This is a genomic window from Bradyrhizobium sp. CCBAU 25338 (assembly GCF_028128965.1).
Classification (GTDB): domain Bacteria; phylum Pseudomonadota; class Alphaproteobacteria; order Rhizobiales; family Xanthobacteraceae; genus Bradyrhizobium; species Bradyrhizobium liaoningense.
Genome location: NZ_LFKY01000003.1, coordinates 208,527 through 229,063 on the forward strand (window position 1 = coordinate 208,527; position 20,537 = coordinate 229,063).

The 20,537-nt window shown below is 65.3% G+C and carries 19 protein-coding genes; 8 read left to right on the plus strand and 11 right to left on the minus strand.

The features are described from left to right. Positions 1-115 precede the first annotated feature (115 nt). The gene (locus tag ACM42_RS06140) at positions 116-1,672 is read left to right on the plus strand and encodes a winged helix-turn-helix domain-containing tetratricopeptide repeat protein (protein ID WP_271527056.1); all 1,557 of its coding nucleotides are present in this window, start codon (positions 116-118) and stop codon (positions 1,670-1,672) included. Positions 1,673-1,830: 158 nt separating this feature from the next. On the opposite strand, the gene ACM42_RS06145 is transcribed toward ACM42_RS06140, so the two are convergent. The 4 genes from ACM42_RS06145 to ACM42_RS06160 all read right to left on the minus strand — a co-directional run bounded on the left by ACM42_RS06145 (position 1,831) and on the right by ACM42_RS06160 (position 4,821). Continuing rightward, a complete protein-coding gene (locus ACM42_RS06145; RefSeq protein WP_271527057.1) occupies positions 1,831-2,517 on the minus strand; it encodes a hypothetical protein in 687 nt (228 codons plus the stop codon). 90 nt (positions 2,518-2,607) lie between these two features. Then, complete coding sequence (locus tag ACM42_RS06150) at positions 2,608-3,321, minus strand: hypothetical protein (RefSeq protein WP_271527058.1); 714 nt, start codon at positions 3,319-3,321, stop codon at positions 2,608-2,610. Positions 3,322-3,454: 133 nt separating this feature from the next. Beyond that, complete coding sequence (locus ACM42_RS06155) at positions 3,455-3,703, minus strand: hypothetical protein (RefSeq protein ID WP_124159385.1); 249 nt, start codon at positions 3,701-3,703, stop codon at positions 3,455-3,457. 152 nt (positions 3,704-3,855) lie between these two features. After that, positions 3,856-4,821 (minus strand): NAD(P)H-dependent flavin oxidoreductase, encoded by a 966-nt coding sequence (locus ACM42_RS06160; protein ID WP_271527059.1) that lies wholly within the window; start codon positions 4,819-4,821, stop codon positions 3,856-3,858. 107 nt (positions 4,822-4,928) lie between these two features. Here ACM42_RS06160 and ACM42_RS06165 point away from each other — a divergent pair, with 107 nt between their 5' ends. Then, positions 4,929-6,491 carry an AMP-binding protein gene (locus ACM42_RS06165; RefSeq protein ID WP_271527060.1) on the plus strand — a complete coding sequence of 521 codons (1,563 nt, stop codon included), beginning with the start codon at positions 4,929-4,931 and terminating at the stop codon, positions 6,489-6,491. Between the two features lie 337 nt (positions 6,492-6,828). Here the strand turns inward: ACM42_RS06165 and ACM42_RS06170 are convergent, their stop codons facing one another. From ACM42_RS06170 to ACM42_RS06200, 7 genes are all read right to left on the minus strand, one after another. Continuing rightward, a complete protein-coding gene (locus ACM42_RS06170; RefSeq protein WP_271527061.1) occupies positions 6,829-7,602 on the minus strand; it encodes a thioesterase family protein in 774 nt (257 codons plus the stop codon). 103 nt (positions 7,603-7,705) lie between these two features. Further along, positions 7,706-8,674, minus strand: a complete 969-nt coding sequence (locus ACM42_RS06175) for an NAD(P)H-dependent flavin oxidoreductase (protein WP_271527062.1) — start codon at positions 8,672-8,674, stop codon at positions 7,706-7,708. A gap of 283 nt (positions 8,675-8,957) precedes the next feature. Next, positions 8,958-10,358, minus strand: a complete 1,401-nt coding sequence (locus ACM42_RS06180) for an aspartate ammonia-lyase (RefSeq protein ID WP_271527063.1) — start codon at positions 10,356-10,358, stop codon at positions 8,958-8,960. A gap of 36 nt (positions 10,359-10,394) precedes the next feature. Beyond that, positions 10,395-10,934 carry a hypothetical protein gene (locus ACM42_RS06185; RefSeq protein WP_271527064.1) on the minus strand — a complete coding sequence of 180 codons (540 nt, stop codon included), beginning with the start codon at positions 10,932-10,934 and terminating at the stop codon, positions 10,395-10,397. A gap of 150 nt (positions 10,935-11,084) precedes the next feature. After that, positions 11,085-11,687 (minus strand): YqaA family protein, encoded by a 603-nt coding sequence (locus ACM42_RS06190; protein ID WP_271527065.1) that lies wholly within the window; start codon positions 11,685-11,687, stop codon positions 11,085-11,087. 45 nt (positions 11,688-11,732) lie between these two features. Beyond that, positions 11,733-12,137: a phosphoribosyl-ATP diphosphatase gene (gene hisE, locus ACM42_RS06195; protein WP_035671782.1), complete on the minus strand. Its 405-nt coding sequence runs from the start codon at positions 12,135-12,137 to the stop codon at positions 11,733-11,735. A 117-nt stretch (positions 12,138-12,254) separates the two neighbouring features. Further along, positions 12,255-12,623 (minus strand): hypothetical protein, encoded by a 369-nt coding sequence (locus ACM42_RS06200; protein WP_271527066.1) that lies wholly within the window; start codon positions 12,621-12,623, stop codon positions 12,255-12,257. 230 nt (positions 12,624-12,853) lie between these two features. Here ACM42_RS06200 and ACM42_RS06205 point away from each other — a divergent pair, with 230 nt between their 5' ends. The 6 genes from ACM42_RS06205 to ACM42_RS06230 all read left to right on the plus strand — a co-directional run bounded on the left by ACM42_RS06205 (position 12,854) and on the right by ACM42_RS06230 (position 20,526). Further along, positions 12,854-13,900 (plus strand): ABC transporter substrate-binding protein, encoded by a 1,047-nt coding sequence (locus ACM42_RS06205; protein WP_271527067.1) that lies wholly within the window; start codon positions 12,854-12,856, stop codon positions 13,898-13,900. An 85-nt stretch (positions 13,901-13,985) separates the two neighbouring features. Next, the gene (locus ACM42_RS06210; RefSeq protein WP_271527068.1) at positions 13,986-15,782 is read left to right on the plus strand and encodes a glucan ABC transporter ATP-binding protein/ permease; all 1,797 of its coding nucleotides are present in this window, start codon (positions 13,986-13,988) and stop codon (positions 15,780-15,782) included. Between the two features lie 190 nt (positions 15,783-15,972). Beyond that, positions 15,973-17,484: a D-alanyl-D-alanine carboxypeptidase family protein gene (locus ACM42_RS06215; protein ID WP_271527069.1), complete on the plus strand. Its 1,512-nt coding sequence runs from the start codon at positions 15,973-15,975 to the stop codon at positions 17,482-17,484. Positions 17,485-17,675: 191 nt separating this feature from the next. Next, a complete protein-coding gene (locus tag ACM42_RS06220; RefSeq protein WP_271527070.1) occupies positions 17,676-19,361 on the plus strand; it encodes a long-chain fatty acid--CoA ligase in 1,686 nt (561 codons plus the stop codon). Between the two features lie 16 nt (positions 19,362-19,377). Next, positions 19,378-19,932 carry a DUF924 family protein gene (locus tag ACM42_RS06225; protein ID WP_271527071.1) on the plus strand — a complete coding sequence of 185 codons (555 nt, stop codon included), beginning with the start codon at positions 19,378-19,380 and terminating at the stop codon, positions 19,930-19,932. Between the two features lie 108 nt (positions 19,933-20,040). Further along, positions 20,041-20,526, plus strand: a complete 486-nt coding sequence (locus tag ACM42_RS06230; protein ID WP_271527072.1) for a peroxiredoxin — start codon at positions 20,041-20,043, stop codon at positions 20,524-20,526. The last annotated feature ends 11 nt before the right edge of the window (positions 20,527-20,537 follow it).

A 20,537-nucleotide genomic window follows, 5' to 3' on the forward strand; every position in this document is an offset into this window, starting at 1 on the left:
CCATCACGCAATCGCGATGAACCAAGCGCCCCCTTCGAAAGACACATGATTTTCGACCCGAATTTCATTTTGTCATTTCGCTTGCCCGATTTCACATGAGGTCTGAGTTTTCGAAGTGCAGTTTCTGTTCCGGGACCACCTTCTGGATACCGACCGGCGCGAGCTGAGCCGCGAGCAGGTTCCCATTGCCGTGGAGCCGCAGGTGTTCGATCTCGTCGTCCACCTCATGCAGAACCGCGACCGGGTGGTCAGCAAGGACGAGTTGATCGACAAGATCTGGCACGGGCGCAGCGTGTCCGAATCCACCCTGACCAGCCGGATCAACGCGGCGCGCAAGGCGATCGGCGACAATGGCGCAAGCCAGACACTGATCCGCACCATCACCCGCAAGGGCTTTCGCTTCGTCGGTGATGTCCAGACACAGCTCGGCGCGGTCGCAACGGAGCCGGTTCGTGTCGCCCAGACCCAGGCAGCCTTCGCGCTGCCCGAGCGGCCCGCGATCGCCGTGCTGCCCTTCACCAATATGAGCGGCGAGGCCGGGCAGGATTATTTCTCCGACGGCATCAGCGAGGACATCATCACCGCGCTGTCGAAGCTGCGATGGTTCTTCGTCGTCGCGCGCAATTCCTCCTTCGTCTACAAGGGCCGCGCCGTGCACATCCACGAGGTCGCGCGGGAACTCGGGGTGCGCTACGTGGTCGAAGGCAGCGTGCGGCGGAGCGGCGAGCGGGTGCGCATCTCGGCCCAGCTCAACGACGTCTCGACCGGCAGCCATCTCTGGGCCGAACGCTACGACCGAGAGCTCGCCGACATCTTCGCCGTGCAGGATGAGATCACCGAGGCGATCGTCGCCGCGATCGAGCCGCAGCTCTATGCCGCCGAAAGCTTCCGAGCCCAGCAGAAGCCTCCGGGCAGCCTGGATGCATGGGACCTCGTGATGCGCGCCCTGTCGCATTACTGGCGCATTACCCGCGAGGACAATGCCGCCGCGCAAGGGCTACTGGAACAGGCCGTCGCGATCGATCCCGCCTATGGCAAGGCACTGGGCCTGCTTGCGACCAGCCATATGTTCGGCGCGCATATGGGCTGGGCCGACATGGCCGCGACCTTGCCGCTTGCCGAACGTGCGGCGCTCGCGGCGGTGGAGGCCGATCGCGAGGATGCCTGGGCCCATCACGGCCTCGCTTACACCTATCTGTTCCGCCGCCGCTTCGACGACGCGCTGGCAGAATTCGAATTGGCCCTGAGGCTCAACCCGAATTTCGCGATGGCGCACGCCTTTCACGGCGTGACGCTGTGCTATGCCGGACGATGGCAGGACGGCGATGCCGCCGCCCGTCGCGCGCTGCGGCTGAGCCCGCGCGACCCGCTCGCGGCGATCTATTGCGGGGTTGCGGCCTATGCCCGGTTCGTCGGCCGCGACTATGAGGGAGCCGTCCAGATGGCACGGGAATCGATGCGCCAGCGCGGAGATTTCGTCGGCGCGCACCGCGTGCTGACGGCCGCCGCCGGGATGTCAGGAGATCCGGCGCTTGCGGCGTCCGCCCTGGAAGGCCTGCGCCGCGCCCAGCCCGAGGTCTCGCTTGCCTGGATCACGCGCGAGCTGCCGATGCTGCGGGAAGAGGATCGTGCGCATTATCTCGAAGGCCTGCGGCGCGCGGGCATGAAATGACAGTGGCGCGACGTGACGGCGCACTTTGTCCCTTGCAGCGCGATCCTCGCTCGAGCGCCGAAGCATGATCCGGAAAAGTGTGCGGCGGTTTTCCGAGAGCATCGTGCTCAAACACTGACCCGGAGCGCGATGACGATACATCCTGGTCTCATCGCGCTTTAGTCGTCATCAGGCCCAAACAGCCTGATCTGCGGAAAGCCGCTGCGTGGGCGGCCTGCATAGTCGCGCGCATCGGAATCTTCGCGGACGTTGCGCGCGACGTCATCCCAATCGGTTCGGTCGCGCATGCCGCGCGGTTCGCGCAATTCATAGTGCCGGCGCTCGGCCCAGCGCTCGCGGCGCTCCGCCCGGCGCCGTTCGGTCGCCGCACGCTTCACCTCGGAATCCCTCGCCTTGGCATAGGCATTGTTCGAGGAGGACGACGGCTCGGTCGACGAGGCCTGCTGCTCGGCAGGTCTTGCTGCCTGCGCGGACGCTGCCGGCACCGGCCTGGACGGCTCGACTGCAGCGGCTTGCGAGGGCTGCGGCGCCGGCGATTCAGCATTCGCCTTCGTGATTTGCGTGTCAGGCTTTGCGGCTTCAGGCTTTGCTTCGGCCCCCGCGGGCGCTGCGATCATCGCGCCGAAGGCCTGCGAGCCGGTGAGATAGCTCACGCGCTCGGACGGCCCGTTCGCGGTCGCCGGCGTGGCAGCCTCCGTGCGCTGCGCCAGCTTGCTGGTGTCCGGGCCCTGCTTGGATGCGACCGGATGCATGATGTTGCCGGCAACGATACCGCCGCCGAGACCAATGGCGATGGCCGCGATGATGGTTCCGGCACCGACAAAATAGGCTGTCGAGGCGCGCATTCATCCACTCCCTCTTTTGGAGCGGGCAACGCGTGGGGATTGCCAGATGTTCCTGATGGCCGCGGCTCCTGAAACAGGAAACCGCGCGGATCAGATTTGCTGCGCGACCTTCTCGAGCCCGATGAGGCGAGCGAGCTTGCGCACTTCTTCCTTCTGGTCGTCACGCAGCTGGAACAACAGCGGCATCGCGGCCGACTTCAACTGCTGCACCTCGTCGCAATTCGGGTCGATCTGCGAACCGGGCGGCGCGTTCGGATTCGACAGCTTGTTCGCCTGGATCTTGCGGGCGACGTTGCGAAGCGCGGTCTCGACCGAGGGCCAGTAATATTCCTGCGACGACGACAGTTTCAGGCGATCCCTGATGCCTGCGATCTGCCCGTCGGACAGCAGCGAATAAGCCTTCTGCGGCTGCGGCTTGGCGACGACCTTCGGCTTGGCCGGAACTTCGACGGTTGGAACCTCCGTCCCGGCGGGCGCCTCGTGCACGCTCGCGTTCGGCATCGCGAAATCGGAGGGCGTCGCGGCGGCGAAGGCCTGACGCAGCGGCTCGGTCAGGACGGGCGCCTGCGAAAGCTTGTCGGCGGCCACCTGGACCGGCTCGATCGCGGCCGAGGCCAGCGCAAGCGTCGGGACCAGACGGTCGGCCTTGGCGGCGCGGTTGGTTGCCAGCGGCTTGGGAGGAGGCGTCTGGGCGATCATCTCGGCGCTGACGCTGGGCACGCTGTCGCGGCCGAGAATGGCGGTGGTGGCGGCGCCGAGGACGAGGAAGCAGGTCAGCGCGACGATGGTGATGGCTTTGGACAAACGTCTCTCCGCGTCCGACTTCAAGTCCACGTGATCACTGCCCCAAAAACTGGGCGATAAATAAGGCTTAACCGTGCCAATGCAGCGGCAATCGCGCGGACTGCGGCGACACCGCCCGAAAAGCTCAAGAAAATCAGGCAGCTGCCGCGAGGTCATAGGCATCCTGGATGTCGGCCACGATCTCCGAGGCCTCCCAGACTGCGCGCGGCTCGACCGATTGCAGCGTCACCGTCCAATTGCCGCCGCGGCGGGTGCGGGGGACGCTGACGATGTCGAAACGGACGTTGCGGCACAGCGGGTGGCGCGCCAGGGCATGGGCGACGCGGACGCGGATCTCGTCCATCGTCGCAGCTGACTTGCTGTTGAGAAAATCGAAGTCCATCGCCTGTCCCCTCTCGGTCCTGGTTGGCGGCCGTGAAGGGGATTCTTGGCGGGCGATGGTTAATCTGCCGTTAAATGCGGGCGCGCAGGGGCGCGCTCGATTAACTGTGATCGGGCTGGGAGAACATCGATGTCCCGGCAGGACTGGATCGGCTACCGCCCACCCGCCTTGCGATATTCCGCACGCGTCCGCGCGACGAGATCGTCGACCGCGAGCACCTCCGTCACCCCAGATGCGGAGTGCCCGGCGCTCCAGATGTCGCGCCAGCGCTTCGGCCGGTTCTCGCGCGCGGCGACGTCGATGTCCTTGACGATGTCAATCGCGCCGCGCGCCGGCAGGTCGTCCGGATCAAGTCCGGCGGCGACGATCGACGGCCGCAGCATGCTGGTCTGCAAGCCCGTGAACGCGGTGGTGAGCAGGATGTCGTCGGCGCCGCTCTCGACCAGCATCCGCTTGTAGCGAACGTCCGCCATGCTCTCCCGCGTCGCAATGAACTTCGTGCCCATATAGGCGAGATCGCAGCCGAGCACTTCAGCGGCCCGCAGCGCGTAGCCGTCACTGATGCCGCCCGCCAGCACGATGATGCCGTCGTAGAATGCGCGCACCGCGCGGACGAAGGCGAACGGGTTGAGCCAGCCGGTCTGCCCGCCCGCGCCCGCCGTGAGCAGCACCAGCCCGTCCGCGCCGGCTTCCGCCGCACGCTCGGCGTGGCGGATCGAGGCGACATCCGCCAGCACCAACGCCCCGGCATCATGGAGTGGCCTCAACACCTGCGCGGGCGATCCGACCGAGGTGATGACGATCTCCGGCCCGTGCCGCAGCAGCACGGCGAGATCCTGTGCGAGCCGCGCATTGGAGCGGTGCACGATCAGGTTCGGACAGAGCGGCGCGACCTTGCGCCCGGTTTGATCTTCATGCTGTCGCAGCCGCGTGCCGATCTCGGTGAGCCATGCGTCGAGTTGTTCCGTGTCGCGGCAATTCGCGGTGGGAAAGCTGCCGATCACCCCATTGCGGCAAGACGCGACCATGAGCTCGACGCCCGACACCAGAAACATCGGCGCCGCGATCAGCGGCAGCGCGAGACGATCGCGGAAGCGTTGCAGTCGATCCGATGGCATGCATGCCTCCCTGCGCGGGCTTTGTCGTTCCCTCCCGCAGTCTCTGTGCTAGCGTCATCGGCAACATTGGCACGCCAGTAGCCGGTGACAAAGCAACGAGGAAACATATGTCTGATCCGCTCCACGCATCGCCTCCAGCTTGTGCGCAGACGCTACGGGCGCTATCGCGCTATCCCGACCGCACCGCTTTCGCCTGGCCCGGCGGATCGCTGAGCTATCGTGGTACGATCGACCTGATCGGACGCATCCAGGGCGTGTTCATGCGGCTTGGATTGCAGCCCGGCGCGCGCGTCGCCTTCCTCACCGCGAATCGCGCCGATACCTGGTGCGCCGGCGTCGCCGCGCAATTGGCACGGCTCTGCATCACCTGGCTGCATCCGCTGGGATCGCTGGAGGACCAGCTGTTCCAGCTCGAGGACTCCGAGGCCGAGATGCTGGTGGTCGATGCGGCCGCCTTCCGCGACCGCGGTGGCGAGCTCGCTGCCAAGGCCGGCCGGCTGAAGGCGGTCTTCACCATGGGGCCGGCCGGCTACGGCGTCGATCTGCTGGCCGCCATGGAAAATGCGGGACATGCGAGTCCGCTGTGCCTCGCCGGCCCCGACGATCTCGCCACGCTGAACTACACCGGCGGCACCACCGGCAAATCCAAGGGCGCGCTACGCTATCACCGCGAAAACGCTGGCGCCGCCGGCGCGATCCTCGCCGACTTCGAGATTCCGGAGGCTGCGCGCTATCTCACGGTCGCGCCGATCAGCCATGTCGCCGGCACAAAGGTGCTGCCGACCCTGATGCGCGGCGGCACGGTGCACATGCTGAAGGGATTCGATCCCGGGGCGGTGCTGACGACGATCGCGCGCGAGCGCATCAACTTCACGCTGTTCGTGCCGACCATGATCTATGTGCTGCTCGATCATCCCGCCCTGGAGAAGACCGATTTGTCCTCGCTCGAGCTCGTGCTCTATGGCGCCTCCGCGATGTCGCCGAGCCGGCTGCTCGAGGGTATCGAACGCATCGGGCCGGTGTTCTCGCAGCTTTACGGCCAGACCGAATGCTATCCCGTCTCGGTCCTGCGCAAGGCCGACCACGATCCCAAGAACCCGGAGCTGTTCCTGTCCTGCGGTTTCCCGATCGCAGCGTGCGAGGTCAAGATCCTCGACGACAACGACCAGGAAGTGAAGGCGGGCGAGCCCGGCGAAATCTGCGTGCGTGCCCCGCATGTGATGGCGGAGTACTGGAAGCGGCCGGACGTCACCGCCGAGACGCTGAAGAACGGCTGGGTCCATACCGGCGACATCGCGCGCAGGGACGAGCGCGGCTACATGTTCATCCTCGACCGCAAGAAAGACATGATCGTGTCCGGCGGCTTCAACATCTTCCCGCGCGAGGTCGAGGACGTGCTGTCGCAGCATGCGGATGTGGCGATGGTGGCGGTCGTCGGCATTCCCGACGAGAAGTGGGGCGAGGCCGTCACCGCCATCGTCGTACCGCGCGAGGGGGCAAAGCCCGATCCGGACGAGCTGATCAACCTGGTCAAGACGCGAAAGGGCTCGGCGCATGCCCCGAAGCAGGTTCAGTTCGTCGAGCAATTGCCGATGACCGGCGTCGGCAAGGTCGACAAGAAGGTGCTGCGGGCGGGCTTCTGGAGCGGGCGGGACCGGATGGTGGGATGAGCACCCCGGGATTCTACGGGGGAGTTGTGGCCGGGACACCACAACACGCAACGGAGTTGGGTGGCGGCGAGGTCCACGAATTGCCGGCGAATCAGGGAATCACCTAGACCGTTGATGGGGCTGGGAAGCGGAGTAAGAGATGAGAGTCGCTTCCCTGGAAAGTGCAATCGCCGCGGTCACGTTGATCACGGCGATCATCGTGGTGCTGTGGGAGATCAAGATCTTCTACGGAATGTGAACTGGCAGGATGCCCTGGTCGAGCACGACCTTGCATCCCTTCCGCGGCGGCGGAAGCCTGCCGTTCAATCGGCTCCAAGAGCGACGCTTGCCGTCGCGCTCACCGCTTCTCGATCACCAGGCTCTGCACCGCCCGGCCGAAATAGCCCTGCCGGTCTGCCAGCCGAGACATCGCAAGGCCGGCGCCGTCGGCACCGATCCACGACTCGCCATCGAGCAAGATCCACTCACCGATGGGTTGGCGCGAAAAATTCACGGTGAGATCGGCGTTGATGTAGGTCCAGGCACGGAAGTCGAGCGTTGAGGCAGTGCCGTTGGAGAAGTCGGCGGCGACCACGGCGCGCATCGCCTGCGACACCGCTTCACCGGCGATCAGCGGATGGTCGACGCGAAACCAGATCGCTCCGGCGCCGGCCTGGCCGAAACGGCCGCGCGCGGCGCGCATCGAGACCGATCGCACGAACGGGCTGGTGGCGGCGTGACCGTCCTCGACCAGCGAGTCCTCCGGCGACGGCAGCGTGACCGGCAACTCCTCGACGTCATCGGGCAGGTTCAGCACCTGGCGCCTGACCTTCAGCACGGTGGCTCCGACGACCTGTACGCCGTCCGCGAGCAGCTTGATCCCGCAGAGCTGGATCTTGCGGCCCTCGCGCAAGACTTCAGTCACTATCGTGAGCGGCGCGACCGGCACCGGCCGCATCAGATCGATCGTGACGCGGGCGATGTCCATCGCAACAGGCGTCGGAATGCGTTCGGCCGCCCATGTCACCAGCGAAGCCGGCGCCGAGCCGTGCTGCATGCGCCGGTCCCAGGGGCCGGCCGCATCCGGACTGGTGACGACGCTGTTGCCGTCGACGCGGTAGATGGCGGTCATCGTTTCAATCCGTCTCGGTTGACGTTCCCCGGACGCGTGGGGGCGATGGGTTCCGGCTCTGCGGAGCAATGCTACGCATTGCACCGCGTCCGGGACACGAGAACTACAGCGGCGGATCGATCGCTTCCTCGTACTCCTTCTTGAAGCGCGCGATCAGCTCGGCCGCTGGTACGACCTTGTCGATGCTGCCGATGCCCTGGCCGCTTCCCCAGATCTCCTTCCAGGCCTTCGGCTTGGCGCGCTCGCCGGAGGCGTCGGTGCCGAAATTCATCTTGGAAGGATCGGACGTCGGCAGATTGTCGGGATCCATTCCGGCCGCGAGGATCGAGGGCTTCAGATAATTGCCGTGCACGCCGGTGAAGAGGTTGGAATACACGATATCGTCGGCCGACGATCCCGCGATCATCTCCTTGTAGCGCTCGACCGCATTGGCCTCCTTGGTCGCGATGAAGGCCGAGCCGATATAGGCGAAGTCGGCGCCGAGAATGCGTGCAGCGCGGATGGCCTTGCCGTTGCCGATCGCTCCCGACAGCGCGATCGGACCGTCGAACCATTTTCGCGTTTCGGCAACGAAAGCCAGCGGCGAGATGGTGCCGGCATGGCCGCCGGCGCCGGCTGCGACCAGGATCAGGCCGTCGGCGCCCTTCTCGATCGCCTTGTGGGCGAATTTCTGGTTGATCACGTCGTGGAAGACGATGCCGCCCCAGCCGTGCACGGCCTGGTTCAGCTCCTCGCGCGCGCCGAGCGAGGAGATGATCATCGGCACCTTGTACTTGGCGCAGAGCTGCATGTCGTGGTCGAGCCGGTTGTTCGACTTGTGCACGATCTGGTTGACTGCGAACGGCGCCGACGGCTTGTCAGGATGGGCGCGGTCATACGCCGCGAGCTCTTCGGTGATCCGCGCCAGCCATTCGTCGAGCAGCTCCGGCGGCCGCGCATTCAGCGCCGGAAACGAGCCGACCACACCAGCCTTGCACTGCGCGATCACGAGATCGGGCACCGAGATGATGAAGAGCGGCGAGCCGATCACCGGGATCGACAGGCGCCCTTTGAACAAGGCAGGCATGGACATTGCGAAACGATCCTCTGTTGACGGTCAAATCGACGGTTGGGGTCATACCAACAAGGCAATCTTTCCACTGTCAAGTATTGCGTTTTGACGCCGGAGGCGGATGCGGCTGGCGCAATTCCAATCAGCGGAATTCCTTCTTCGCCTCTCGCATAGGCAGAGGTCGAATCGCGCAGCAATTCGGGTGAGGGGATCAAGTCCCACGAGCGAGCGTAACCCCTCTCCCGGCGCTACGCGCCGACCTCTCCCTATGGGAGAGGTAAACACCGCCAGCGCGGCAAAGAGCTCAACCAATCAAATCCGGGTTGATCAGCCGCTCGAACGAGAACATCTCGTCCCACTTCTCCTGCGTGAGCAGTTTGCGCTCGACCACGACGATCTGGTGCAGCGGCTTGCCGCTCTTGTAACCCTCGCGCGCGATCTCGGCGCATTGCTTGTAGCCGAGCAGCGGCTTCAGCACGGTGACGATACCGAGCGAGTTCAGCACCATGTTGCGGGTGTGCTCCTCGTTGGCGGTGATGCCGACCACGCAATTCTCGCGCAGGCTGTTGACCGCGCGCTCCATGGTGCGGATCGAGAAGAACAGCGCGAACGAGATCACCGGCTCCATCACGTTGAGCTGGAGCTGGCCGGCGGAAGCCGCGAGCGTCACCGTGGTGTCGAGCCCGATGACGAGGAAGCTGGTCTGGTTGACGACCTCGGGGATCACCGGATTGACCTTGCCGGGCATGATCGAGGAGCCCGGCTGCAGCTGCGGCAGATTGATCTCGTTGAAGCCGGCGCGCGGGCCCGAGGCGAGGAGGCGGATGTCGTTGCAGATTTTCGTCAGCTTGCTCGCCGTGCGCTTCAGCACGCCCGAGAGCTGCACATAGGCGCCGGTGTCGGAGGTCGCCTCGACGAGATCGCCGGCAAGCACGAAGTCGACGCCGGTGAGCGCGCCGAGGTGCCGCACGGCGAGCTTGGGATAGCCGACCGCGGCCGTGACGGAGGTGCCGATCGCGGTGGCACCGAGATTGATCTCGCGCAGCAGCGCGCGCGCTTCCGAGATGCGGTCGACCTCCTCGCCGATGGTGGTGCCCCAGCCGCGGAATTCGGCCCCGAGCGACATCGGCACCGCGTCCTGGAGATGCGTGCGGCCCATCTTCAGCACGCGATCGAATTCGCGGCCCTTGGTGAAGAAGGCCTCCTGGAGCTGGCGCAGCGCCATCATGTAGCTCTCGAGCCGCAGGATCAGCGCCAGCCGAAAGGCGGTCGGATAGGTGTCGTTGGTCGACTGGCCGTAATTGACGTGATCGTTGGGACTGACGTGCTGGTAGTCGCCCTTGCTGAAGCCGAGCGCTTCCAGCGCGAGGTTCGCGATCACCTCGTTGGCGTTCATGTTGGTGGAGGTGCCGGCGCCGCCCTGGATGAAGTCGGTGACGAACTGATCCATCATGTCGCCGGCGATGACGCGGTCGCAGCCGAGGATGATGGCGTCCGCAACCTTGGCGTCGATCGCACCGAGATCGCGATTGGCCATGGCGGCAGCCTTCTTGACGTAGCCAAGCGCCTTCACGAAGTAAGGCTCCTGGCTCATCGGAATGCCGGTGATGTGGAAGTTCTCCTTCCCGCGGATGGTCTGGACGCCGTAATAGATGTCGTCGGCGATCTCACGCTGTCCGAGGAAGTCCTGCTCCGTCCGGCTCATGGGCGCTCCTTACTGCTTCCGCGCTGGGCCGTCACGTCAGTTCTGGCACAGCGCGCTGGTCACGAAGGTGTCGGTGCGGCAGTCGTCCGGTTTACGCTGCCTGCCAGGAATGAGAACCTTGGCCGAGCACTTCTCGGCGGAGTCGGCATTCAGGCTCTTGCCTTCCTTGTAGCCCTTGCCCTGGCAGAGCTGGTCGGCGGCCTGCTTGCAGTCGGGCGCGCCGTTTGACGAGATGGGGCAGACCACGCGCCCTGATACCATGGTCGAGGGCGTGGCCAGCCGCGACAGGTCGCTCATGGTCTCGCTCGGGCTTTTGATCGGCGGCAGGATCGAAGGCAGCTTGTCGAACAGCTTGCCCATTTCATTGATCAGCCCGGGATTTTCCTCGCGCGGCGGCGCGGCGGAAGAGGCCGGCGTCGAGGGCGACGGCGCGGCCTGGGCCCCCTGCTGCTGGAGGCCGAGCGATGGCGGTGCAGATTGCGTCCACCCGATGCCGCCGCCACTGAGGAGGAGCAGCAGCGCCGCTGATGTCAGCGTCCCGAGCCGCACCGCCGGATTGCCGGATCGAACCATCATGGCGGCAACCGTAGCCGAAGCCGGTCCTGCGGCAAAGCCGCCATGGCTCCTAAAGCGCGATGCGATTAGGATGAATCGTCATCGCGCTTTACGTTGTTGTTTTAGCATGATCTTTTCGGAAAACCGCTACGCACTCTTCCGGATCATGCTTTAGATCAACTTGACCGCCACCACGAAGCCGAGCACCAGCACGATCGCGCCGATCGCGACCCACAATCCGAGATGCCGTTCGATCCTGACCCGGATCCAGTCGCCGTAGCGGTTGAGCAGGATCGCGACGACGAAGAAGCGTCCGCCACGCGCGACGATCGAGCAGAGGATGAACAGGACGATGTTGTAGCCGGCAAAGCCCGAGGTGATGGTGACGAGCTTGTAGGGGATCGGCGTCAACCCCTTGAGCAGGATGATCACCGCGCCCCATTCCGCATAGGAGGCGCGGAAGGCGTCGACCTTGTCGCCGAGGCCGTAGACCTGGATCAGCCATTGGCCGACCGAGTCGAACAGCAGCGCTCCGATGGCGTAGCCGACGATGCCGCCGAGCACCGAGGTCGCGGTGCAGACCGCCGCATAGAGCCAGGCACGCTGCGGGCGCGCCAGTGACATCGGAATCAGCATCACATCCGGCGGGACCGGAAAGAAGGAGCTTTCGGCGAAGGAGACGACACCCATGATCCAGAGCGCATAGGGCTTGTGGGCGGCGTCGATGCACCAGTCGTAAATACGTTTCAGCATGGCGCCGCGATGAAGCACCATGGGACGGATTTGTCCATGCCGAGATTGAGGCGAATTATGACGTTTCTAGTGGCGCTTGCGGGCGGCACGGCCCTCGAGCGCGACAATTGGCCGCCTGGCCGCAACGCGGGGTGACGCGACTTTGGGCAGTTTCATCGGTGATTTCGGCAGCTTCTCGGCAATGCCGAGCATGTCCTCACGCCGCGTCATCTCCCGCCAGACGTCCTCGGGGCGTACCCCGGCCGAGGCCCACAGCACGGTGAGATTGTAGAGCAGATCGGCACTTTCCCGGATCACGGCCTCGCTATCGCCGTTGACCGCATCGATTACGACTTCGATGGCCTCTTCGGCCAGCTTCTTCGCCATTTTGGAAGGGCCGCGCTGAAACAGCCGGGCGGTGCGCGATGTTGCCGGATCAAGATCTCTGGCCGCGAGCACAGCCAGATATAGCCGCTCAAGCGAATCACTCATGGTACTCAAAACTACTCTAAACCAATGGCAAGCGCGTTAACGCGCGACAACAAAAGCAGAAAACGGGCCGACGCGGCAAGCGCGACGGCCCGTCATGGTCAACCCATGGATGCCGAACTAGTAGCAGTTCTGATAGTAGCCCTGGCCGCAGAACTCGGACGGAGCCGTGCCGCCATAGCGCTGATACTGGTAGTTCGGGCCCGGACCATAATAGGGACCGTAGGCCGGAGCGCTGTAATAGGCCGGACCGCCGTAATAGCCGTAGCCCGGACCGTAGTCATAGGCGTAGGCATTGCGGCTGGCCGCGATGGCGAGACCCGTGCCTATGGCCGCGAAAGCCGCAGCTGCGGCCGCGCCGCCTCCACCGCCATGCCAGTGACGACCGCCCGCATATGACGCGGTCGGGGCAATCGTGGTCAGGGCCAGCACCGCGGTAGTGGCGAGAACGGCCTTTCGGCCCGCAAATCTGGAGAATCGCTCGAACATGTCTTGGGCCCTCCTTTGGGACCTGGAACGGACGCCTGCGGACAGGCTCATGCCTATCAAAACCCGCATAACCTAAGTTAGGTTCCTCAACCCCAACACAAGCTGAACGGGGTTGCGTAACGATGCCGCAACGTCGCTCATCCGCCGTTCATGTTGGCGCGCGCACGGTCGTCGCGGGCCGCGCGCTGCAAGCGTCACGAAACCATAACAATGCGGGACCGGCGCAACCGATGTCAGGATTCAAGACGACCGCATTTCACTGCCTGCTGGCTTTCTCGATCTTGCTTGCGACGCTGATTGCACGCGAGGTCAGCGCGACCGAGACCAACGCGCCCGTTGCGATCCACTTCACCTTCGACCGCCCGCCGGACGCAAGCATGGCGCCGTTTTTCCTTGCGGCGAAGGACGGCAGGTTCGGCGCCGAGCGCCTCAACGTGTCCTTCAACAGCGCAAGCGGATCGCCGGAGGCGCTCGCGCGCGTCGCCAGGGGCGACAGCGAGCTTGCGCTCGTCGACATCAACGAGCTGATCCGCTTTCGCGACAAGGACGACGCGGCGCCGGTCAAGGCGGTGTTCGTGCTGTTCAACAGCGCGCCCTACGCGATCGTCGCGCGCAAGAGCCGCGGCATCCAGCTGTTGGCCGATCTCGACCACAAGGCCGTCGGCGTCACCGACAGCGATCTGTCGATGCGGCTGTGGCCGGCGCTGGCGCGGCAGAACGGAATCAATCCATCGCGCGTCAAATTCCACAAGATCAGCGCGGCGGTACGGGAGCCGATCCTCTCCGCGGGCCAGGTCGATGCGGTCGCCGGCTTCAGCCATCTCTCGGCGGTGAACCTGCGCGACCGCGGCGTGCCCGGAGCCGATCTCGTCGTGCTGCGCTACGCGGACTACGGCTGCGAAGCCTACGGCTTTGCCGTGGTAGTCAATCCCGCCTTTGCCGCAGCAAAGCCGGACGCGGTGAAGGGCTTCGTCCGCGCCTTGATGGCGGGCATCACCGCGACCGTCAGGGAGCCGGGGCGAGCGGCGGAGGAGGCAGCGAGCCGCATCGACGACGGCGACCGCAACCTGGAGCTGGAGCGCCTGCGCACCATCCTCGCCGACCACATCCTGACGGACGAGGTCAGGCGCAACGGCCTCGGCGGCGTCGAGCCGGCGCGGCTGGAGCGCTCGATCGACCAGATCGCGCAGGACTTCAAATTCCGCAAGCGGCCCACCGCGGGTGACATCTTCGATGACCGGTTCCTGCCACCGGTCGCCGGGCGGCTGATCAATTGAGCAAAACTGACAGCTTCCGCTATATCTCCCGCACGATCCCTGCTTAAAATACGGGCTCCGTTACCCACTCGAGTTCGTCGCTCGCATGTCGATCCTCCGTCTCTACACCCGCGTTCTCGAACTGCTCGGCAAGGAAGCGCGGCTGGGCTGGCTGCTCGCGGTCGCCAATCTCCTGCTCGCGGGCACGCAATTCGCCGAGCCTGTGCTGTTCGGCCGTATCGTCGACGTGCTCTCGGGCAAGTCGGTGGCCGGGTCGAACTCGGCCTGGCCGTTCCTGGCTGCCTGGGTCGCGTTCGGGCTGTTCACCATCGCGTGCAGCGCGCTCGTGGCCTTGCAAGCCGACCGGCTCTCGCACCGCCAGCGTCAGGCGGTGCTGACCAGCTATTTCGAGCACATCCTGCAACTGCCGTTGACCTTCCATTCCGGCACCCATTCCGGCCGGCTGATGAAGGTGATGCTTAACGGCACGGACGCGCTGTGGCGGCTCTGGCTCGGCTTCTTCCGCGAGCATTTTGCCGCGATCCTCTCGGTCGTGGTGCTGCTGCCGCTGTCGCTCTACCTGAACTGGCGGCTGGCGATTCTGCTGTTCGTGCTCTGCATCGTCTTCACCGCGCTGACCACCTTCGTGGTGCGCAGGACCTTCGGCATGCAGATGGCGGTCGAGGAGCACTACAGCGAGCTCTCCGCGCGCGCCTCCGACGCGCTCGGCAACGTCGCGCTGGTGCAGAGTTTCGTGCGCGTCGAATCCGAGGTGAAGGGGCTGCGCTCCGTCGCCGACGAGCTGCTGGCCGCGCAGATGCCGGTGCTGTCGTGGTGGGCGCTGGTCACCGTGATCACACGCGCCTCCACGACCATCACGGTGCTCGCGATCTTCACCTTCGGCATCGCCCTGCACGACCAGGGGCTCACCTCGGTCGGCGACATCGTGATGTTCGTGAGCTTCGCGACGCTTTTGATCCAGAAGCTCGAGCAGGTCGTGAGCTTCATCAACAACGTGTTCATGGAAGCCCCGCGCCTGCGCGAGTTCTTCAATGTGCTCGACGCCGTGCCCGCGGTGCACGACCGGCCCGACGCAATCGATGCCGGCCGGCTGTCGGGCCTCGTCGAGTTCAACGACGTCACGTTCTCCTATGACGGCAAGCGGCCTGCGATCGAGGACCTCACCTTCACCGCCCTGCCCGGCCAGACCATTGCGCTGGTCGGCCCGACCGGCGCCGGCAAGTCGACTGCGATTGCGCTGTTGCATCGCGCCTTCGATCCGCAGTCCGGCGTCATCAAGATCGACGGCATGGACGTGCGCGGCGTCACGCTGACCTCGCTGCGGCGAAACATCGGCGTGGTGTTCCAGGAAGCGCTGCTGTTCAACCGCTCGATCGCCGATAATTTGCGCGTCGGCAAGCCGGACGCGACCGAGGCCGAGATGCGCAAGGCGGCGGAGCGCGCGCAGGCGCTCGAGTTCATCGAGCGCAGCGGTGGCTTCGAGACCAATGCCGGCGAACGCGGCCGCATGCTCTCCGGCGGCGAGCGCCAACGCCTGTCCATCGCCCGTGCGCTGCTGAAGGATCCGCCGATCCTGATCCTGGACGAGGCGACCAGCGCGCTCGACGCCGTCACCGAGGCCAAGGTGAATGCCGCTCTCGACGAAGTGATGAAGGGCCGCACCACCTTCGTGATCGCCCACCGCCTATCGACCATCCGCAACGCCACGCGGATCCTGGTGTTCGAGAATGGGCGCGTGATCGAAAGCGGAACTTTCGATGAACTCGTGGCCAAAGGCGGCCATTTCGCCGAGCTTGCCAGGGCCCAGTTCATGGTTCAGGAGAACGCACGGGCCAGCGTGACGGCGGCCGAGACTGCCGCGACGGCTGCCAAATCCCCATAGCAAGTCCCCACGGCACCGTCGAAATTCGGCCTATTTCATTGCGGAATACCGCGGCGATCCCCCTATTCTCGACGCACGAGCCGGTATAGGTTTGCGACGCCGCAAGCGGCGGCGCTGGATTTCAGGAACCGACCATCAGATCACGAGAGCCGACCGGAACCGGCGGATCTCCAAGGACCGGAATCGGATAGTGCACGCCCTTCGCCCGCTGCTTCGCAAATCGCTGTTCAACCTGTTCGCTGCGGGCCTCGCATGCGCCGCATTGCTCGCGCCGTGCGCGGCGAGCGCCGAAGCGCTGCTGCTGATCGAGGCCGACAGCGGCAAGGTGCTGCAGGCGGACAACGCGACCATTCCCTGGTATCCGGCCTCCGTCACCAAGATCATGACCGCCTATGTCACGCTGAAGGCGGTCAAGGACGGCAGGCTGACGCTCGACACGCTGCTCACGGTGTCGCCGACGGCGGCCTCGCAGTCGCCCTCGAAGATGGGCTTCCGCCCGGGAACGCAGCTCACCGTCGACAACGCGCTGAAGATGATGATGGTCAAGTCGGCGAACGACATGGCCGTGGTGCTCGCCGAAGGCGTCGGCGGCTCGATCGACGGCTTCTCCGCGATGATGAACGACACCGCGAAGAAGCTCGGCATGACGCAGACGAGCTACGTCAATCCGAACGGCCTGCCCGCCGACGGCCAGATCACGTCCGCGCGCGATCTCGGAATCCTGGCGCGCGCGTTCCTGCGCGACCTGCCGGAATACGAGTACTTCGCACACATCCCGGCGATCCGCTTCGGCAAGCGCGTCACCGGTAATTTCAACAAGCTGATCGGCCGCTATCCTGGCGCCGACGGTTTCAAGACCGGCTTCATCTGCGCCTCCGGGTACAACCTCGTCGCCTCCGCCACGCGCAACGGCCGCCGGCTGATCGCGGTGGTGCTCGGCGCCAGTTCCGGCACCGCGCGCGCAGTGAAGGCGGCGCAGCTGCTGGAGCGCGGCTTCGCTCAAGACAATCTCACCTGGCTGCGCCCCTCGCTCGGCACCGTCGACAATCTCGTGCCGGTCGACGCCTCGCCGCCGAACCTGCGCGACGAGATGTGCGGGCCCCACCGCAAGCGGCCGGCCAGTGACGACGACGATGCGCTGATTGCGGCCAATGGCGGCGCGACCGGATCGGCCTCGGCCACTGGCGGAGAAGCCCAGGTCACCTTCTTCACGGCGGGCCTGCAGCCGCCCCTGATGATGAAGGCTTCCGAGCTGATGGCCTCGGCCCCCGCGGCGGCCGAACCCGTGCTGGTCTATACCGGCCCGACGCGCACCGGCACCGCCCTGATCGCGGCGGTCGCGGCCGATGCCGACCAGCAGGCCGCGTCCAAGCCGCGCGGCAAGAAGTCGCGCGTCGCCAAGAAGCCTGACGCCGCCGACAAGCCCAAGGATGGAAACAAGGACGGACACAAGGACGCAGGCAAGGACACCAAGACGGCGGCGGTGAAGCCGGACGCCAAGTCCGAAGCCAAGTCTGCCGCCAAATCCAGTGCCAAGAGTGACGCCAAGACCGCAGCCAAGCCGGCCGGGTCCAAGCAAGCCGCGACCAAACACGATGCCGTGGCGAAGCCTGCGGCAGGCGGCGATCAGGCGGCCAAGCCCGCCAAGCCCAAGGCCGCGACCAAGCCCGCCGCTGCCGCCAAGCCGGCGAACAACAGTTAACGTTTCCCGGGATTAAACCGCAGCCCGCGCTTCGCACCCGCGGCAGCGCGGTTTGCGACGATTCCAGTAGCTACGCCCCGACCTTTGCCCTAAGCCACGACGGCTTGCCACCAGTTCCGGCAGGCTGGATACTGGCGGCAATGCGGCAAGCCCGTGACACAACGGGCTCTGGTCAATGAGGGGAGTTTTCCATGGAGCGCATCTGGCTCAAGCAATATCCGCCCGGCGTGCCCGCCGATATCGAGCCGACGCAATACGCATCGCTGGTTGACCTTCTGGAGGAGAGCTTCACCAAGTTCGCCGACCGCAAGGCGTTCATCTGCATGGACAAGTCGATCAGCTATCGTGACCTCGACCAGATGTCGGTCGCGTTCGCCGCCTACCTGCAGGGCCGCGGGCTGCAGCGCGGCGCCCGTGTTGCGATCATGATGCCGAACGTACTGCAGTACCCCGTCGCGATCGCCGCCGTGCTGCGCGCCGGATACGCGGTCGTGAACGTCAACCCGCTTTACACCCCGCGCGAGCTCGAGCACCAGCTCAAGGATTCCGGCGCCGAAGCCATCATCGTGCTGGAGAACTTTGCTCACACCGTCGAGCAGGTGATCGCGAAGACGCAGGTGAAGCACGTCATCGTCGCCAGCATGGGCGACCTGCTCGGCTTCAAGGGGATCATCGTCAATCTCGTCGTCCGCCGGGTCAAGAAGATGGTCCCGGCCTGGTCGCTGCCGGGGGCGGTGGCGTTCAACGACGCGCTCTCGGCCGGCCGCGGCATGACGTTCAACAGGCCGAAACTCTCGCCGGGCGACGTCGCGTTCCTGCAATATACCGGCGGCACCACCGGCGTCTCCAAGGGCGCCACGCTGCTCCATCGCAACATCGTCGCCAATGTCCTGCAGAACGACGCCTGGCTCCAGCCGGCGCTCAGCGCGCCGCCACACGTCGACCAGCTCATGATCGTGTGCGCACTGCCGCTCTATCACATCTTCGCCCTGACGGCCTGCTACCTGCTCGCGGTGCGCGCCGGCGGCTGCAATCTCCTGATCCCCAACCCGCGCGACATTCCCGGCTTCATCAAGGAGCTGGCGAAATACCAGGTCAACAGCTTCCCGGCCGTGAACACGCTGTACAACGGGTTGATGCACCATCCCGACTTCAAGAAGCTCGACTTCTCCAAGCTGAAGATCTCCAACGGCGGCGGCATGGCGGTGCAACGCCCTGTGGCCGATCAATGGAAGGCGATCACCGGCTGCTTCATCGCCGAGGGCTACGGCCTGTCGGAGACCTCGCCGACGCTGACCTGCAACCCGGCGACGGCGACGGAGTTCACGGGATCGATCGGCATCCCCGTGCCCTCGACCTGGATCTCGATTCGCGACGACGACGGCAACGAAGTCCCGCTCGGCCAGCCCGGCGAGATCTGCGCCAAGGGCCCGCAGGTGATGTCGGGCTACTGGAACAGGCCGGAAGACACCGCGAAGGTGATGACGGCGGACGGTTATTTCCGCACCGGCGACATCGGCATCATGGACGAGAAGGGCTACACCAAGATCGTCGACCGCAAGAAGGACATGATCCTGGTCTCCGGCTTCAACGTCTATCCGAACGAGGTCGAGGAAGTGATCGCGAGCCATCCGGGCGTGCTCGAATGCGCCGTGATCGGCATCCCCGATTCCAAGTCGGGTGAGGCGGTGAAGGCCTTCGTGGTGAGGAAGGACCCCAACCTCACCGCCGAGGCGGTGATCAAATTCTGTCACGAGCAGCTCACCGGCTACAAGGTGCCCAAGCACATCGAATTCCGTACCGACCTGCCGAAGACCAATGTCGGCAAGATTTTGCGCCGGCAGCTCCGCGACGAGCAAAAGGCCGAAGCGGCGTAAGCCGCTCCTCCGGTTGATGACCGACGTCGACGACATCTCGCCGTCAGGCATTCTCGCCTTCTGGCGCGAGGCCGGCCGCGAGCGCTGGTACGCGCGCGACGAGGCTTTCGACGCGGAAATCGGGCGCCGCTTTCTCATGCTCTGGCACAAGGCGGCCGCCGGGGAGCTGGCGGACTGGGAGACGAGCGACGACGGCGCGCTGGCGCTCGTCATTCTGCTTGATCAGTTTCCGCGCAACATGTTTCGCGGCACGCCCCAAGCCTTTGCCAGCGATGCGCTGGCGCGCGACGTTGCCCGCCGCGCCATCCATCGGAGGACCGATCGCAGGATCGATCCCGCCCTGCTCGAATTCCTCTACATGCCCTTCATGCATTCCGAGCACCTGGCGGACCAGGAGCGCTGCGTCGCGCTGTTCGAGGGCGCCGGTGACGCCGAGAGCCTGAGATACGCCCGGGAGCACGCAGACATCATCCGCCGCTTCGGCCGCTTTCCTCACCGCAACCGCATCCTCGGCCGCGAGACCGCGCCGGAAGAACAGGCTTTCCTGGACGGGGGCGGCTTTGCCGGCTGATGACGTAGCCATGAAGGCCGGGCGGCCTTGCTGCTTCCTCGGCCGGCAATATTGTGCAGTCCCGCCGCACGGTCTAAAACGCAGGACCGATTTCCAGGGAGACTGATGATGGCGATCCAGATTGGCGAAAAGCTACCCGAGGCGAAATTCCGCGTGATGACGGCGGAAGGCCCGCAGGTGAAGACCACCGACGACATCTTCAAGGGCAAGAAGGTGGCGCTGTTCGCGGTGCCCGGCGCCTATACCGGCACCTGCCACAAGATGCATCTGCCGAGCATCTTCCTCAACGCCTATGCCATCAAGGACAAGGGCGTCGACACCATCGCCATCGTCTCCGTCAACGACGCCTTCGTCATGAACGCCTGGAAGCGCGACACCGACCAGCGCGACGAGGCCGTCTTCCTCGCCGACGGCAATGCCGACTTCACCAAGGCGATCGGCATGGAGCTCGACGCCTCCGCCAACGGCCTCGGCATCCGCTCCAAGCGCTATTCGATGCTGGTCGAGGACGGCGTGGTGAAGAAGCTGAACCTCGAGGCAATGCCCGGCAAGGTCGAGGTCTCCGGCGGCGATACGCTGCTCGGGCAGCTGTAAGGCGCCAGCCG